The organism is Cryobacterium sp. MLB-32 (genome assembly GCF_000738085.1).
Lineage (GTDB): Bacteria > Actinomycetota > Actinomycetes > Actinomycetales > Microbacteriaceae > Cryobacterium.
Genome location: NZ_JPRS01000007.1, coordinates 19,859 through 35,930 on the forward strand (window position 1 = coordinate 19,859; position 16,072 = coordinate 35,930).

The window sequence follows — 16,072 nt, forward strand, 5'->3', positions numbered from 1 at the left end:
ACCGGTGGCCTTGAGCCCGGGCTTGTGCCACCCCGCAGTGTCGTCTTAGTAGTCGAACTCGTCGAACTGTGCCGCGGCACATTCTTCGCGCGTCCAGGCGGCGGGAATCATGGCACCGGCCTGAGCCTTCCGATTCAGGAAGTCAAGGGTTTCGGGCTCCACCAATTCGGGCATGACCGACTCGGCGGTAACACTGACGAGCTGGCTCGCGGATCCGATCAGGAACTGTGCCCGCAACAACTGACCTTCGGTGCCCACGACCGGGATGTCGACGACATCAACCTGTCGGCGGTTGCACAACGCCTCAGCGTAAACGAGAATAGCATCCGCCAATTCGCTCCCCGTCAGGACGAACCCGCCTGGATAGTACAAGTGCTTCATCACTACCCCTTGAAAGCTCACGAAAATGCGTGCTACCGGGGTCTGGGGTGGCTACTCACATTATACGCCGCAACCCGTGACGGATTGGGGATTCTTTGCTAAAGGTGAGAAATCATCGGGGAAACTCAATGCCTCAGAGAACGAGCTGACGGCCGACGATCTGCTCCGCAACGTCGGAGAGGGCCATGCCGTGTTTTCGTGCATACTCCCTGATCAGATCGAATGCTTCACCCATGTGAATCTCGTGAGTGTAGGCGAGAACGCCCTTCGCCTGCTCGATGAGCACCCGGCTGTTCAGGGCATGCTGAAGTTGTCGGCGCACAACGTCGCTCTCGCGGATGGCACGTTCCTGCAAGATTCCGATGGTGGCAACGTCCGCTAAGGCTTGAACGGTCTTGATGTCCGCTTGGCTCAGGCCGCCCGTGCGTTCCCAGAAAAGATTGAGGGACCCGATGGTCGTCGCCCGTAGCCGGAGCGGTACGGCATGCATTGAGGCAAAGCCCTGCTCGAGAGCGCCCGCGCGGAACCGAGACCACTTCTCGTCGACCGCGTCGATGTCCGGCACCGCAACGGCCTTACCCGTCAGGAAACTCTCGACGCACGGTCCGCTTCCGGCCCGGAGCTGAAGAATCTCCACGAGACGGCTGCGCTCGCTGGTTGACGCAACAACCTCGAGTTCCCCGTCCCCGGCCGAGAGGATGATGCCGGCCGCCGCCGCCTCGAGCAATGCCGCGCATTTATCAACGAGCGTGCACAGCAGGTCGACGACGTCATAATCTGCAACCAGTGTGTCGGCGAGGGTAACAAAGGTCTCTAACAGCTGACCTTCACGTGACTGGGGCACCATAATCCACTCCTACGAATCCAGCAGCGACGAGAGATTCAGTCGTCGTGCCACTACATCGGCCGCGACTTCACGAACGGTACGTCCGTTCGAAAAAGCGTGACCGTGAATAATCAGCAACGCATCAGCGGCCGACAGATTGAGCTGAGCGCCAAAACCATGCCGGTCGCCTGGTGCACCACGCGTCGCGAATATGACTCATTATCCCTTCGGGGGGCAGAACTGTCTGCGCGTCGAGCGCGCGGCGCAAGACCTGTTTGGCCACGACGCTGGCAAGCATTCCGGCGTCAAGCTGTTCCGGTGTCGTCAGGGTTCCCGGCTCCCAGGAATAGAGGCCCACGGCACCGATCATCAGGGATCCCATCATCAGAGGGAATGCATTGACGCCGCGTATTCCGATACCCCCGACAGCGTTCAGGAGAGCCGGCCAAGGCAAGCCAGCACCCGAACGAATGTCGTGGACGGCGACGGGCGCACCGGTTCTCATGGCGTCCCAGCCAGGGCCTTCCCCCAGATCAAACTGCAGCTCGTCGAATCGAGCCGCCTTCGGGTCGCTTGCACACAGGGTTTCAGCGCCGAATGGTGCACCGAAGGTGGAAACGACGGCACCGTCGACCGGGACCACGGCGAGAAATGGGTTGCAGAGGCTGTCGTGGTGTTCATGGGCGAGTGACAACTGCTCAATGGCTACGCTGAACGCGCGGCGCCCCGTCATACTCGCCGCCCGAACCGTGCCGTTGCTGTGATGACGGCAACCTTCAGCGGGAACACCCTCACCGCTCCACCCCGCAACCGACAGATTGATCTGTTTTTCCGACAAGCCTACCCACGCGCTTCGCTGAATACGTTCGGCCGCCTCAGGAATATCTGGCCGACCGGCTATTTATCGTGTGGGCCCTACCGGGCTCGAACCGATGACATCCACGGTGTAAACGTGGCGCTCTACCAACTGAGCTAAAGGCCCCTGCAACTCGTGGATTATCACGGTGAGGATGTGATTACTCTACCGTCTCCCTGACACCACTCTGTGCCGTCAGGCGGGCTGGAGTTCGTCCAGGGCCGCTTTGTAGGCCTCGAGAGACCTCGCCTCGCCCGGTGCCGTGATGAAGCTGGCGCGGATGATGCCACTCTGGTCGATCAGGAATGTTGCACGATTGGCGAAACCCTTGTCTTCCAGAAAGACGCCGTATTCCTTGGCGACGCCGCCGTGCGGCCAAAAATCCGCCAGCAGGTTGAACGTGTAGCCCTCTTGCTCGCCCCAGACGCGCAGCGCGTGCTTGGAATCAACGGAAACGCCGATCACTTCAACCTGGCTGTCGGCGAACATCGACAGATTGTCGCGAAGTTCGCACAGCTCACCGCTGCAAATCCCGGAGAACGCCAGGGGGAAAAAGACCAGTGCGACGGATTTGCTGCCGCGAAACTGGCTCAGCTGGATACTTTCGCCGAACTGATTCACGAGCTCGAAATCAGGTGCCTGTGTGTCGTTCTCCAGAGCCATGGTGCGCTTCCCTTCCGCCGCGAGCAATCGCGGGTGTGCCAATTCTTCAGCCTAACCCCGCGTGTGTCTCGCGCGCATACTCCACGGAGAATCTGTAGGCTTGCGGGGTGCCGATGGTCGCAATCCGACCCGTCCTCTGCTGGCACACCGATCAGATACGAGCGGCCTACTGCGCCGTCTCGAACAACGGCGCTGTGACCAACAGGGCTGTGAGAACAACAGAGAGAGGTCGACGTGACCGTCAACGACCAGGACCCGTACTCGACGACCAACGCCGATACCGACCCGGATGAAACCGCCGAGTGGTCTCAATCACTCGACTCGCTCGTTGCCGCCAACGGCCACGAGCGTGGGCGCGAGATTATGCTCAGCCTTCTGAAGCGCTCCAAGGAATTGCACCTCGGCGTGCCCATGGTGCCCACCACGGACTACATCAACACCATCGCCACGGAGAACGAGCCTGATTTTCCTGGCGATGAAGACATCGAGCGCCGTTACCGCGCCTGGATTCGCTGGAATGCAGCTGTGCTCGTGCACCGCGCCCAGCGCCCCGGTATCGCGGTCGGCGGCCACATCGCGACGTACGCTTCGTCCGCCGCGCTGTACGAGGTCGGATTCAACCACTTCTTCCGCGGCCAGGATCACCCCGGTGGCGGAGATCAGATCTTCATCCAGGGGCACGCCTCCCCCGGAACCTATGCCCGTGCCTTCCTCGAAGGACGTTTGACCACAGACCAGCTCGACGGATTCCGTCAGGAAAAGTCGCACGGTCCTAACGGAATTTCGTCCTACCCGCACCCCCGCCTGATGCCGGACTTCTGGCAGTTCCCCACCGTTTCCATGGGCCTCGGCCCGATCAACGCGATCTACCAGGCGCAGCTGAACCGGTACCTGACCAACCGAGGCATCAAAGATGCCAGTGATCAGCAGGTTTGGGCGTTCCTGGGTGACGGCGAGATGGACGAGGTGGAAAGCCGCGGCCAGCTGCAGGTCGCAGCCAATGAGGGCCTCGACAACCTCAACTTTGTGATCAACTGCAACCTTCAGCGCCTCGACGGCCCTGTGCGCGGTAACGGAAAGATTATTCAGGAGCTTGAGAGCTTCTTCCGCGGTGCGGGCTGGAATGTCATCAAGGTTGTCTGGGGTCGCGAGTGGGACACGCTGCTCAAGAACGACGTTGATGGCGCGCTCATCAACCTGATGAACGTCACTCCCGACGGCGATTACCAGACCTACAAGGCCGAGAGCGGCGCCTACGTGCGCGAAAACTTCTTCGGCCGCGACCCACGCGCCCTGAAGCTCGTCGAACACCTGAGCGACGATGAGGTCTGGAACCTCAAGCGCGGTGGGCACGACTACCGCAAGGTGTACGCAGCTTTCAAAGCCGCGTCCGAGCACAAGGGCCAGCCAACCGTCATTCTGGCGAAGACCATCAAGGGCTATGGCCTCGGTCCAAGCTTCGAGGGCCGCAACGCGACCCATCAGATGAAGAAGATGACCCTCGAAAACCTCAAATCCTTCCGCGACAGCATGCACGTGCCGATCACGGACGCTCAGCTGGAAGAAAACCCGTACCTTCCGCCCTACTACACCCCCGGGGCCAAGGACGAGGCTATCGAGTACATGCATGAGCGCCGTCGTGCGCTCGGCGGCTACCTCCCCGAACGTCGCACGAAGCACACCAAGCTCAACCTGCCAGACGACAAGACCTATGCGGTGGCCAAGAAGGGCTCCGGAACCCAGGAGATCGCCACGACGATGTCCTTCGTTCGGCTTCTCAAGGAGCTCGTGCGGGCCAAAGACTTCGGCAACCGCATCGTTCCCATCATTCCCGACGAGGCCCGCACCTTCGGAATCGATGCGTTCTTCCCCACCGCCAAGATCTACAACCCGAACGGTCAGCACTACACCTCTGTTGACCATGCCCAGCTGCTCTCCTACAAAGAGAGCCCCCAGGGCCAGATCCTGCACGTCGGCATCAACGAGGCAGGCGCTGCGGCAGCGTTCACCAACGTCGGAACCTCGTACTCAACGCAGGGCGAACCGCTCATTCCGGTGTACGTCTTCTACTCGATGTTCGGTTTTCAGCGCACGGGTGACGCTCTCTGGGCCGCTGGTGACATGATGACCCGCGGTTTCATCATCGGTGCCACGGCGGGTCGCACGACCCTCACGGGAGAAGGGCTGCAGCACGCTGACGGCCACTCCCCACTTCTGGCATCGACGAACCCCGCGGTCGTGTCGTATGACCCCGCGTACGGCTACGAGATCGGGCACATCGTTCGCGCCGGTCTCGAGCGGATGTACGGCGGCACGCACACCGACCCGAACGTCATGTACTACATCACGGTGTACAACGAGCCGGCCGTGCAGCCCGTCGAGCCTGCTGATGTCGACGTCGATGGCATCCGTCGTGGAATCCACCGCGTCAGCGAATCGACAACGGTCGGCCCCAAGGCCCAGCTGCTCGCCTCCGGTGTGGCCGTGCCGTGGGCTCTGGAAGCTCAGGCGCTCCTCGCTTCTGACTGGGGCGTCTCGGCCGACGTCTGGTCTGTCACGTCCTGGAACGAGCTGCGACGCGACGGTCTCGCCGCCGAAGAGCACAACTTCCTCTACCCGGACGAGGAGCCACGCACCGCGTATGTCACGGACAAGCTCGCCGGGGCTGCAGGCCCGTTCGTGGCTGTCTCAGACTTCATGCACGCGGTCCCGGACCAGATTCGCCAGTTCGTTCCCGGTGACTTCGCGACGCTCGGAGCCGACAGCTTCGGCTTCTCGGACACGCGGCCCGCGGCACGGCGTTTCTTCAAGATCGACAGCCCATCCATGGTGGTGCGCACCCTCGAGCTGTTGGCTCGCCGCGGCGAGATCGACCGCAGCCTCGTCGGCCAGGCCATCACGAAGTACCAGCTTCACGATGTTCGCGCCGGGACCACCGGTTCTGCCGGGGGCGAGAGCTAAGAAACCGTGGCACCGGCGCCCAAAACGAAAGAACAGACGCTCAACTGGCTGCGAACGATCTCCGGTGAGCTGTCCACCGCGACGCTCAAACGTCTCGAGGACACGCTGCCCTGGTATGGCGATATGCCACCCGGGCGGCGGTCCGCCGTGGGCCTGGTTGCCCAGGCGGGCATCACGTCGTTCATTTCGTGGTTCGAAGATCCTCGGTCCACGCCCTGGATCGCTGCGGACGTTTTCGGCGCCGCCCCGCGGGAGCTCCTCAGGTCGGTCAGTCTGCAGCAGACGCTGCAGCTGATTCGCGTCACCGTCGAGGTCGTTGAAGAACGAGTGAAAGATGGCGGCGAGCTGCTTCGTGAGGCCATTCTGCTCTACTCCCGGGAGATCGCGTTCGGTGCGGCGGATGTCTACGCCCGCGCCGCCGAGGCCCGCGGGCTGTGGGATGCGCGTCTGGAAGCCCTGGTTGTCGACTCCATCCTGAGCGGGGAATACGACGACGAGCTTCCCAGCAGAATAGCGGCGCTGGGATGGCACGGGCATGGCGAGGTCTGCGTTCTCGTTGGCACCACACCGAAAATGCTCGACGTCGATCAGCTGAGGCGCTCCGCGCGCCACATGGCGGCGGATGTGCTGATCGGAGTGCAGGGCAACCGTCTTGTGCTTGTGATCGGACGGGCCCGACCGACCCCCGTCGACGCTGACGAGACGGTGGGTACGGCGGCGGCCCTGACATTTATGGAGATCGCCGTGCAGCTCGAGCCGAGTTTCGGCGCCGGGCATTTGGTCCTGGGCCACGAAGTTCCCAACCTCGTCGACGCGTCCAAGAGCGCCAAGGCGGCTTTAGCGGGGTTTGCCGTCGCCCGGTCCTGGCGCAACGCTCCCCGACCGGTTCAGGCCGATGACCTGCTGCCCGAACGGTCTCTCGCCGGTGATCCGCTGGCCCGCGCCACCCTCATCCACCGCATTTACCGTCCCTTACAGGCGCACTCCACGGAGCTCCTCACGACGCTCTGGTGCTACCTCGACAACGGTCGGTCCCTCGAAGCCACGGCTCGTGAGCTGTTCGTGCACCCGAACACGGTGCGCTACCGACTCAAGCGCGTCTCGGAGGTCATCGGATACGATGCGACGGGGGCGCGTGAGGCCCTGATCCTGCAGTCGGCGTTGATTCTCGGATCAATCAGCGACCATGACGGTTCCTCACGACGTCGTTGAGTCGTCAGTATGTGCTGAATCCCACAAAGGTTCCTTCAATACTTCATGGGATATCCAAGCTCCTTGAGAAACTCTGATTGGAAGACTAATTAGGTGATTGTTGTCGTCTGCCCTGGACAGGGCTCCCAAACCCCCGGATTCCTCGAACCCTGGCTGGCCATCCCCGGATTCGAAGCCGATCTTCGGGACATGTCTGCCGCAGTGGGCATCGACTTGCTGGCCCACGGAACCACGAGCGACTCGGACACGATTCGCGACACCGCGATCGCCCAGCCTCTTATCGTCGCGGCCGGACTCCTCACCCTCAAGGTGCTCCTCGCACAGGGCCGCCGGGATCGCGTGGCCGGAATCGCCGGGCACTCCGTGGGGGAGATCACGGCTGCGGCCGGGGCCGGCATCCTCAGCTCAACGGATGCCCTGCGCTTCGTGCGTGAACGCGGTCTCGCCATGCAGAGTGCCGCGGGGCTCGAACCCACCGGAATGAGTGCCGTCGTCGGCGCCGATGAGGCCGCACTGCTGGAGCAGCTTGCCGAGCTCGACCTCGAAGCCGCAAACTTCAATGGCGCGGGCCAGATCGTCGTCGCCGGCGCGCTGGATGCACTCGCAGCACTCGCAGCCAACCCTCCGGCGCGAGCGCGTGTCATCCCCCTGCAGGTAGCCGGGGCGTTTCACACCCGATACATGCGCCCGGCAGTCCCTCATCTCACCGCGGTCGCCGCCTCGCTCCAATCACACGCCCCCACGATGCAGATCTGGTCGAACTCTTCGGGATCCACCGTTTCCGATGGAGCGCACTTCGTTGACCTGCTCGTGGGCCAGGTCTCCTCGCCAGTACGGTGGGACATGTGCATGCATTCCTTTGCCGAGGCCGGCGTGACAGGGATCATCGAAGTCGCGCCCGCGGGCGCCCTCGTCGGCCTTGCAAAACGCGGGCTCAAAGGAGTGCCGAGCGTCGCCATCAAGACGCCCGATGACCTGCCGGCAGCGTTCGAGATGATCGACCAGCAGCCATGAATCACACTGCACGCAGTTACGAGTTAGAGAGAGATGAATGAGTAAGCCAACGCTCCAGCAGTCCCAGGGACCGCAGTACACCCGTATCCTCTCCGTCGGCGCCGCGCGCGGCGACCGGGTGGTTACCAACGACGAGCTCGTTGAGGCCATTGATTCCTCCGACGAGTGGATTCAGCAACGCACCGGGATCATCAGTCGTACCCGAGCAAGCCAGGAGATCGACGCCGTCGACCTGGCCACGGATGCGGCCCGAGAGGCCATCGAGAGAAGCGGCATTGACCCCGCCCTCATCGATGCCGTCATCGTGGCGACAATCAGCAATTCACGGCAAACGCCGTCGATTTCAGCCGTCGTGGCGGATCGGGTCGGGGCCAATCCGGCAGCGGCCTACGACGTGAACGCCGCCTGTGCCGGCTACGCGTACGCAATCGCCCAGGCCGACGCCTGATTCGTGCCGGAGCGGCTCACTACGCGCTCGTCATCGGTGCTGAGAAGCTGTCCGACCTGGTTGACCCCACCGATCGGAGCATTTCGTTCCTGCTCGGTGACGGGGCCGGGGCCGTCGTCATCGGCCCGAGCGACTTCCCGGGAATCTCCCCAACCGTCTGGGGCTCCGACGGTTCGAAGGCCGACGCCATTTCTACCAATCACTCCCTTCAGGAGTACCGGCGTGGAGAATCCGAATGGCCCACGCTTCGTCAGGAAGGTCAGACGGTCTTCCGTTGGGCCGTCTGGGACATGGCAAAGGTTGCGAAGAAGGCGCTCGTCGAGGCTGGGATCACGAGCGACCAACTCGATGCTTTCATCCCTCACCAGGCCAACATGCGCATCATCGACGAATTCGCGAAGCAACTCAAGCTTCCGGAATCCGTCATCATCGCCCGTGACGTGGCCACAACCGGCAACACCTCGTCCGCTTCCATCCCCCTGGCAACCCACCGTCTACTCGAGGAGCACCCGGAGCTCAGCGGAGGCCTAGCCCTCCAGATCGGCTTCGGAGCAGGACTGGTGTTCGGCGCCCAAGTGGTCGTGCTGCCGTAGGACGAGCGGCGGCCTCGGCCCCGACTGTCCGCTTCATACCCCCATTCCCTCTAAACTAGGTCTCGGTCAACCGAGTCAACCCCCCAAGGAGAAAATATAATGGCATTGTCTACCGAAGAAGTTCTTGCCGGCCTGGCCGAGCTCATCAACGACGAGACCGGAATCGCAACCGACACGGTTGAACTCGGCAAGTCGTTCACCGATGACCTTGACATCGATTCCATCTCGATGATGACCATCGTTGTCAACGCCGAAGAAAAATTCGACGTGAAGATCCCCGACGAAGAGGTCAAGAACCTCAAGTCCGTCGGCGACGCTGTCGACTTCATTGTGAAGGCCCAGGCCTAGAACACCTGCCTGAGACCAGGCCGGCCGACACCCGTCGACCGGCCTGCTCAGAGGTTGCGCCATTGTGCCAGCACCGCCGCGTTCGCGACTAGCGTGACGCGAGCTCGTGAGGGCCTCAGGTTTGTCGTTCCATGGAGAGTTGACTTATGACCAAGAAAATTGTTATCACCGGTATCGGTGCGACTACGCCGCTCGGCGGAACAGCAACCGACACCTGGACGGCCTTGCTGGCCGGAGAATCGGGCGCCACCACGCTCGAACAGGCCTGGGTTGCCGAAACGCAGATCCCGGTGACCTTTGCGGCGCAGGCGAGAGTGCGCACCAACACTGTGCTGGAGCGTTTCGAGGTGAAGCGTCTGGACCCCTCGAGCCAGTTTGCACTGATCGCCGGACGTGAAGCGTGGGCGGATGCCGGATTGCCGGAGGTTGAGCCGGAACGCGTCGCCGTGGATTGGGCCACCGGCATCGGCGGAGTGTGGACCCTCCTCGATGCCTGGGATACCCTGCGCGAGCGTGGACCGCGTCGTGTTCTGCCCATGACCGTGCCCATGCTCATGCCGAATGGGCCTGGAGCCGCTGTCGGAATGGACCTGCACGCTCGAGCGGGAATCACCACTGTGGTGTCGGCGTGTGCATCCAGCACCGAGGCGCTGGTCAACGCTTACAACCGCCTTCAGGCCGGACTCGCGGATGTCGTGATCGCCGGCGGGTCCGAGGCGGCCATCCATCCGCTACCCATCGCCTCCTTTGCGGCGATGCACGCGCTGTCGACCCGCAACGACGACCCGGCCGCTGCGAGCCGACCCTACGACGTGACACGCGACGGCTTCGTTCTCGGCGAGGGTGCAGCTGCCCTGGTGATCGAGACCGAGGAACACGCCAAGGCTCGCGGAGCACGAATCTATGCGGAGCTTGTCGGTGGCGCCGTGAACAGCGACGCGTACCACATCACCGCGCCGGATCCCGAGGGTTCCGCCGCGGCACGCGCCATGATCACCACCGTCAAGAACGCGGGGGCCGAGCTGTCTGATGTGTCCCACATCAACGCCCACGCCACAAGCACGCCGGTCGGCGACATCGCAGAATACAACGCACTGCGTCGCGTTTTCGGTGACCTGCTCGACGGGATCCCAGTTTCGGCCACCAAGGCGTCAACCGGCCACCTCCTCGGCGGTGCCGGTGCGCTCGAAGCCTTCTTCACGGTGAAGGCGTTGGCGGAGAGAACGGCTCCCCCCACGATCAACCTGAACGATCAGGACCCGACGATTCCCCTGGATGTGGTGACGAAGCCGCGTGCCCTGCCGGCCGGAGACCTGCTGGCTCTCAGCAACTCCTTCGGATTCGGTGGGCACAACGCCGTCGTCGCGTTCCGCTCGGTGTAGTCCGCCCGCTCCACACACAACAATGCCCCGATCGTAAACCGGTCGGGGCATTGTTGTGTCTGAGCGCGGACGCTCATCCCACCTCGTGCAGCCACACGACAGCGTTGAAATCACCGGCATGGCGGAACGGCTCGAGTTCGTCATCCCACGCCTGACCGAGCGCGAGGCGCAGTTCCCGGTGAAGCTCCACGGCATTCGCGCCCGCCACGTCCATGGCGTACCGGATGCGATCCTCGGCGATGACAATGTTTCCCGCTGTGTCGGTCTGCGCGTAGAAAATGCCGAGGTCAGGAGTGTTCAACCACCGACCACCGTCAGTGCCCAGTCCGGCATCTTCGGTCACCTCGAACCGCAAGTGCTCCCAACCGCGGAGGGCAGACGCAAGCGCTGCTCCAGTTCCTCGCTCACCCTCCCAGTAGTATTCGGCGCGCTGGGAGCCTTTGAGTACGGGCTGGTCGGCCCAGTCAAAGTTCACAGCCTCTCCGAGGGCACGTCCAGCGGCCCACTCAATGTGTGGACACAGCGCACGGGGTGAGGAGTGCACATAGAGCACACCCCGTGCGGTCGGTGCCCGACGGGTTTGTCTTGCAACCATCATTTCTCTCCGTTCCTGTGAGGCGCGTCTTCCCCAACGACCTCGGAACGAATCAACGACACTGCTGCCGCTACGTGCATTATGCCCCACCTGCCTGCCAATCCACAACGGCGAAAGTGAAGTGTGTGGTCATGAACGGCGGCATCCCCCGGAGGACCCACGGTTCTCGCTGTGGGACCTCCGGCGTGCGGGAGTCAGCCCTTCTGAGGCGCGCACGTTCGAGACGTGCTGGGTTGAGCGGCAGTAGGGGCCGCGAAATGTAACTAGATTGTTGCGGACCCATCTTGTGAAGCCACCGAAACGGCGTATTTCGCGCACGGGTTGCGGAACCGCTGTAGTTTCGCTTCTTGACAGGGGATTTCGTCTGTCAGGAAGCCGCACTGATCACAAATCCGTGCGCTGTTCCCTGGGCATCGACACGCACCAGCCCGGTCTATTTGGCTGCGGCGTAGTTGTCCACGGTTGCCGTAGTCAACATGAAGTCCACGGGAAAGTCCCCGAACAACAACCGTCCGGCGGTCGCGGCCGCCTCCACGATAATGGACTCGACCCGGTCGGCGAGACCCTCCGGCGTGTGCACGATCACCTCGTCGTGCAGAAAGAAGACCAGATGTGGGGCGGTGGCGAATCCGTCCCGGACGGCGTGGAGCGTTTGGAGTTCCCGGCGTATTTCGGCCATCCAACACAAGGCCCACTCGGCGGCACTCCCCTGAACGACGAAGTTGCGAGTGAAACGACCCCAGTCTCTGGCCTGACTGCGGGCTCGGCTTTCATCACCGGCCGTAGCCCCGGAATCATAAGCCTTCGCCTGAGTGGCGTGCCACGCAGCGCTGGGCGGAGGCGAAGAGCGGCCCAGCCTCGTTGTGACGCTCTCACCCCGCTCACCGGCCCGCGCAGCCGTCTCCGTCAGCGCGATCGCGCGAGGGTATGCGGCGGCCAATCGCGGTAAGAGCCGACCGCTTTCTCCCGTCGTCGCACCATACATGGCTCCAAGCATGGCGACCTTGGCGTGGTCCCGAGTCTCGACCACACCGCTCGCCACGATCCCGGCGTAGAGATCGGTGCCCCTCCCCGCTGCCGCCATGCTGAGGTCGGCCGAGAGCGCCGCCAGTATGCGAGGTTCGAGCTGGGCGGCATCCGCCACAACGAGTTTCCACCCGGGGTCCGCAACAACGGCGCCACGAATCTGCTTGGGGAGCTGCAGTGCGCCACCTCCACGGGCCGCCCACCTTCCCGTCACGACCCCGCCCGGGAGATATTCCGGGCGAAAACGGCCCGCGCTCGTCCAGGCTTCCATCCAGGTCCAGCCGTTGGCGGTGAGCAGTCGAGACAACTTCTTATAGAGCAAGAGCGGCTCGATCACCGGATGAGACAGGTCCTTGAGTGCCCAGGCTCGGGTGGACGTCACAGCAAGTCCGGCGCGCTGAAGCGCCCGGAGCAGTTCGGTCGAAGAATCCGGGTTCAACAGGGCATCACCCAACTCGAGCCGCACCCGGGAGGCCAGTCCCTCCAGGCGCTCCGGTCGAGTTCCCGGTGCGACTCTCGCCCCGAGTTCTCGGGTCAACAAGTCATGGTGAATGTCTGATCTCCACGGGAGTCCGGCGTGGGTCATCTCGGCCGCGATCAGCGCTCCCGCCGATTCAGCGGCCAACAAGAGCCGAATTCGGCCCGGTTGCTCGGAACCGGACACGGCGCGCAGTTGAAGCAGGAATTCGTCGAGAAGGCCCGTGGATGCAGCGGCATCGGAGGTGCCGACGTCCATCAGTTCGAAGAGGGCGGGACCCGTTCCCTCGGGCCGGTCCAGCGAGAGGACTTCATCGAACGGTCCGGGGGCGCCACGACCGATGTCGCTGTGAGCCGTCAGCGCCGAGTTCCGCAGGATGACATGGCAGAGTCGAAGGTCATGGCATCGCTGCACTCGGATTTCGTGGCGAAGAAGTTTCGGGTAGATCCGCGCCGTGTCTTCCCATACCCACCGGGGGCCCGCTGGTTCGCTGTCGACGACGAAGATACGGAATTCACGCAGCGTGAGTGTGCGTGGGAGCCCGAGAGGAGAGCCAGCGGCGTCCAACCCGGTCACTGCGACGGTGTCGGGGCCGACCTCGGAGACAAGTTGATACACCAGTCAATTGTGCCTCGCCCCGTCATTGCCTGTGTCACCTGGTGTCCCAGGTATGACGCAGCGCGTCGGACGTCTCTTCATCGCTGAGCTGGTGGAAGTCAGAGTAGAACTGTCCGACGGCCCAGAAATCGTCCGGGGCGTGCAAGACCACGACGATGTCGGCCACGTCCTGAAGGTCAAGAGCGGCAGACGCGGCGGCCACAGGAGCCGCCAACACCGTTGTGCCGGCGCCCTGCGCGCGGAGTCCGGCCAGAGCCTTGCGAGCAGTGGCTCCCGTGGCCACACCGTCGTCAATGACAACGGCGACGTGGCCGGCAGGGTCAAGCGCGGGGCGGGGCCCCATGAAGAGCCGGTGCCGGCGTTCTGCCTCAGCCACCTGCAGCTCCTTCGCGCGCTCCAGGGCGACCTCATCACCGCCCGTCACAGCGAAGGTATCCGAGTTGAGCACCAGGGCGGGGCGCTCTCCGTTCACCACGGCAGCGACCGTGACCTCGGGGTTTCTTGGCGCGCCGATCGTGCGAACGATCAACACATCAAGTGGCGCGGCGAGCGTTCGCGCTACTTCCACGGCTACCGGCACCCCGCCTCGTGGCAGCGCGTAGATTATGGGCTCAAAGAGTTCCAGCTCGGCCAAGCGCTCGGACAGCAATCTGCCGGCCTCGCGTCGATTCTTAAATATCACGGCCACCGCCTCCAAACGTCGATTCAGAGCGCGCTGACAATGTAGCCCGTGCTCGGCAGGTTGCCTATGGCGACGGGAGGAATTTCGCGAAAGCCGTGAAGAATTCGTGAGAACTCCTGCGGATTCGCGATGACCGGTATCTAATCAATGCGTGATGGATTTCATTTGCGTCGTCGGCGTGATCGCCGTCTTTGTCATGCTCTTCCTCGCCGTTCGGGGAGCCGCAAAGCTGTGATGATCTTGTCCGCCGCAGCCGCAGTCCTGGCCATCGGTGCCGTGGTCTATCTCGTCGTGGCCCTCGTGAAACCAGAGTGGTTTTGATGGTTCTGGCCCTCGCACAGATCGTGACCCTCATCGCCGTCCTCACGATCCTGCATCGTCCGCTCGGTGAATACATGGCCGTCATCTACGGTTCTGTCCGCGACCTCGCGATCGAGCGCGGCTTCTATCGGGTGATCGGAGTGGATTCCCGTTCGGAGCAGACGTGGCCGTCGTACGCGCGAAGTGTCCTGGCATTTTCTCTCGTCGGGGTCCTGTTCGTGTACGCGATTCAGCGTCTTCAGGCCGTTCTTCCTTATTCCCTGGGGTTTTCCGCTATTCCGGAAGGTCTGTCCTTCACCACAGCCATTTCCTTCGTGACAAACACGAACTGGCAGTCGTACTCCCCCGACGTCACGATGGGCTACACCGTTCAACTCGTCGGGCTTGCCGTTCAAAATTTCGTGTCCTCGGCCGTCGGCATCGCCGTAGCAATCGCGCTCATCCGAGGTTTCGCCCGCCGCCGCACGGGCACGATCGGAAACTTCTGGGTAGACCTTACGCGAGGCATTCTGCGGCTTCTGTTGCCTGTGGCCGGTGTCGCTGCGATCGTGCTCATCACGGGCGGCGTGATTCAGAACCTCGTCGGCTTCACCGACGTCACCACGGCGAGCGGAGCCACGCAGTCCATCCCCGGTGGACCAGTCGCCTCTCAGGAGGCCATCAAACTCCTGGGCACGAACGGCGGCGGATTCTTCAACGCCAACTCCGCACATCCATTTGAGAATCCCACGCCCTGGACGAACCTCTTCGAGCTTGTGCTGATGCTCGCCATCCCCGTGAGCCTGCCCCGCACCTTCGGCACAATGATCGGTGACCGCCGACAGGGATATGCGATTCTCGCAACCATGGCCACGATCTTCGTCGTCTCGCTGACCGCGCTCACCCTGCTGGAGTCGGCCGGCGCCGGCAGCGCGCCCGCAGCCGCGGGGGGCGCCCTCGAAGGCAAAGAGATGCGGTTCGGGGTCGCCGGGTCGGCGCTGTACGCCACCGCGACCACCCTGACCTCCGCGGGCGCGGTCAATTCCATGCACGATTCGTACACCGCGCTCGGGGGGATGTTCACGATGCTGAACATGATGCTCGGCGAGATCGCCCCTGGCGGCACCGGTTCTGGCCTGTATGGCATGCTCATTCTCGCGGTCATCGCGGTCTTCGTGGCCGGCCTGCTTGTGGGCAGGACGCCCGAATATCTGGGCAAGAAGATCGGGCCTCGGGAAATCAAAATCGCGAGTCTGTACATACTGGTGACGCCGACGCTGGTTCTGGTCGGTACCGCCCTGAGCTTCGCGATCCCGAGCGTGCGAGTGGATGTCGAGGCCCGGTCGATTCTCAATCCGGGTTTGCATGGGCTCTCGGAAGTCTTGTACGCCTTCACCTCCGCAGCAAACAACAACGGATCGGCATTTGCCGGTCTCAACGCCGACACCCCGTGGTTCAACGCCACTCTCGGTGTGGCAATGCTGGTCGGCCGCTTCCTTCCGATTGTGCTCGTCCTGGCACTCGCCGGCGCTCTTGCCGCCCAGGAGACCGTGCCCCGCACCGCGGGAACGCTGCCGACGAGCGGTCCCCAATTTGTGGGACTGCTTCTGGGTGTCACCATCATCGTCACGGCACTGACCTACTTTCCCGCACTCGCACTGGGTCCTCTGGCGGAAGGACTGAACTAGT

14 protein-coding genes, 1 tRNA gene and 1 pseudogene are annotated in these 16,072 nt (G+C 63.0%); 8 read left to right on the forward strand and 8 right to left on the reverse strand.

All coding sequences use genetic code 11. The annotated features are described in order from the left end of the window. Window positions 1–45 precede the first annotated feature (45 nt). The 5 genes from JF66_RS02035 to JF66_RS02055 all read right to left on the reverse strand — a co-directional run bounded on the left by JF66_RS02035 (window position 46) and on the right by JF66_RS02055 (window position 2,726). Entirely contained in the window at window positions 46–381 is a 336-nt protein-coding gene (locus JF66_RS02035) for a hypothetical protein (RefSeq protein WP_035874428.1), read from the reverse strand. A 133-nt stretch (window positions 382–514) separates the two neighbouring features. Continuing rightward, window positions 515–1,228 (reverse strand): GAF and ANTAR domain-containing protein, encoded by a 714-nt coding sequence (locus JF66_RS02040; RefSeq protein WP_035874432.1) that lies wholly within the window; start codon window positions 1,226–1,228, stop codon window positions 515–517. Between the two features lie 121 nt (window positions 1,229–1,349). Next, the gene (locus JF66_RS02045; RefSeq protein WP_051973016.1) at window positions 1,350–1,940 is read right to left on the reverse strand and encodes a GAF domain-containing protein; all 591 of its coding nucleotides are present in this window, start codon (window positions 1,938–1,940) and stop codon (window positions 1,350–1,352) included. A gap of 176 nt (window positions 1,941–2,116) precedes the next feature. Then, window positions 2,117–2,189, reverse strand: a tRNA-Val gene (locus JF66_RS02050). Between the two features lie 69 nt (window positions 2,190–2,258). Then, entirely contained in the window at window positions 2,259–2,726 is a 468-nt protein-coding gene (locus tag JF66_RS02055) for a peroxiredoxin (protein WP_035874487.1), read from the reverse strand. 234 nt (window positions 2,727–2,960) lie between these two features. Between JF66_RS02055 and aceE the strand changes: the two genes are divergently transcribed. The 6 genes and pseudogenes from aceE (at window position 2,961) to JF66_RS02085 (ending at window position 10,684) form a co-directional block, all read left to right on the forward strand. Further along, on the forward strand, window positions 2,961–5,687 hold the full coding sequence (gene aceE, locus JF66_RS02060) for a pyruvate dehydrogenase (acetyl-transferring), homodimeric type (protein WP_035874435.1): 2,727 nt from the start codon (window positions 2,961–2,963) through the stop codon (window positions 5,685–5,687). Window positions 5,688–5,693: 6 nt separating this feature from the next. Further along, complete coding sequence (locus JF66_RS02065; protein WP_035874439.1) at window positions 5,694–6,899, forward strand: CdaR family transcriptional regulator; 1,206 nt, start codon at window positions 5,694–5,696, stop codon at window positions 6,897–6,899. Window positions 6,900–6,992: 93 nt separating this feature from the next. Then, complete coding sequence (locus tag JF66_RS02070) at window positions 6,993–7,913, forward strand: ACP S-malonyltransferase (RefSeq protein ID WP_035874442.1); 921 nt, start codon at window positions 6,993–6,995, stop codon at window positions 7,911–7,913. Window positions 7,914–7,950: 37 nt separating this feature from the next. Further along, window positions 7,951–8,954, forward strand: a pseudogene (locus JF66_RS02075) (beta-ketoacyl-ACP synthase III). 99 nt (window positions 8,955–9,053) lie between these two features. Continuing rightward, a complete protein-coding gene (locus JF66_RS02080) occupies window positions 9,054–9,302 on the forward strand; it encodes an acyl carrier protein (RefSeq protein ID WP_035836506.1) in 249 nt (82 codons plus the stop codon). Between the two features lie 146 nt (window positions 9,303–9,448). Then, window positions 9,449–10,684 (forward strand): beta-ketoacyl synthase, encoded by a 1,236-nt coding sequence (locus tag JF66_RS02085; protein ID WP_035874445.1) that lies wholly within the window; start codon window positions 9,449–9,451, stop codon window positions 10,682–10,684. 73 nt (window positions 10,685–10,757) lie between these two features. On the opposite strand, the gene JF66_RS02090 is transcribed toward JF66_RS02085, so the two are convergent. The 3 genes from JF66_RS02090 to JF66_RS02100 form a co-directional block, all read right to left on the reverse strand. After that, window positions 10,758–11,279 carry a DUF3145 domain-containing protein gene (locus tag JF66_RS02090; protein ID WP_051973020.1) on the reverse strand — a complete coding sequence of 174 codons (522 nt, stop codon included), beginning with the start codon at window positions 11,277–11,279 and terminating at the stop codon, window positions 10,758–10,760. Window positions 11,280–11,712: 433 nt separating this feature from the next. Further along, window positions 11,713–13,401: a bifunctional 3'-5' exonuclease/DNA polymerase gene (locus tag JF66_RS02095; RefSeq protein WP_035874450.1), complete on the reverse strand. Its 1,689-nt coding sequence runs from the start codon at window positions 13,399–13,401 to the stop codon at window positions 11,713–11,715. A gap of 34 nt (window positions 13,402–13,435) precedes the next feature. After that, window positions 13,436–14,083 (reverse strand): phosphoribosyltransferase, encoded by a 648-nt coding sequence (locus JF66_RS02100; RefSeq protein ID WP_035874489.1) that lies wholly within the window; start codon window positions 14,081–14,083, stop codon window positions 13,436–13,438. Window positions 14,084–14,317: 234 nt separating this feature from the next. Here JF66_RS02100 and JF66_RS22820 point away from each other — a divergent pair, with 234 nt between their 5' ends. Together JF66_RS22820 and kdpA are read left to right on the forward strand one after the other, a co-directional pair. Then, on the forward strand, window positions 14,318–14,404 hold the full coding sequence (locus JF66_RS22820; protein ID WP_156109620.1) for a potassium-transporting ATPase subunit F: 87 nt from the start codon (window positions 14,318–14,320) through the stop codon (window positions 14,402–14,404). Beyond that, window positions 14,404–16,071: a potassium-transporting ATPase subunit KdpA gene (gene kdpA / locus JF66_RS02105; protein ID WP_035874452.1), complete on the forward strand. Its 1,668-nt coding sequence runs from the start codon at window positions 14,404–14,406 to the stop codon at window positions 16,069–16,071. Before JF66_RS22820 ends, kdpA begins: the two co-directional genes overlap by 1 nt. Window position 16,072 lies beyond the last annotated feature (1 nt).

Excerpts from the sequence above, each read along its gene's own strand:
- JF66_RS02085 (WP_035874445.1), top strand. The coding sequence starts at position 9,449 with ATGACCAAGAAAATTGTTATCACCGGTATCGGTGCGACTACGCCGCTC.
- JF66_RS02040 (WP_035874432.1), bottom strand. The coding sequence starts at position 1,228 with ATGGTGCCCCAGTCACGTGAAGGTCAGCTGTTAGAGACCTTTGTTACC.
- JF66_RS02080 (WP_035836506.1), top strand. The coding sequence starts at position 9,054 with ATGGCATTGTCTACCGAAGAAGTTCTTGCCGGCCTGGCCGAGCTCATC.
- JF66_RS02055 (WP_035874487.1), bottom strand. The coding sequence starts at position 2,726 with ATGGCTCTGGAGAACGACACACAGGCACCTGATTTCGAGCTCGTGAAT.
- JF66_RS22820 (WP_156109620.1), top strand. The coding sequence starts at position 14,318 with ATGATCTTGTCCGCCGCAGCCGCAGTCCTGGCCATCGGTGCCGTGGTC.
- JF66_RS02045 (WP_051973016.1), bottom strand. The coding sequence starts at position 1,940 with ATGACGGGGCGCCGCGCGTTCAGCGTAGCCATTGAGCAGTTGTCACTC.
- JF66_RS02035 (WP_035874428.1), bottom strand. The coding sequence starts at position 381 with ATGAAGCACTTGTACTATCCAGGCGGGTTCGTCCTGACGGGGAGCGAA.
- kdpA (WP_035874452.1), top strand. The coding sequence starts at position 14,404 with ATGGTTCTGGCCCTCGCACAGATCGTGACCCTCATCGCCGTCCTCACG.
- JF66_RS02090 (WP_051973020.1), bottom strand. The coding sequence starts at position 11,279 with ATGGTTGCAAGACAAACCCGTCGGGCACCGACCGCACGGGGTGTGCTC.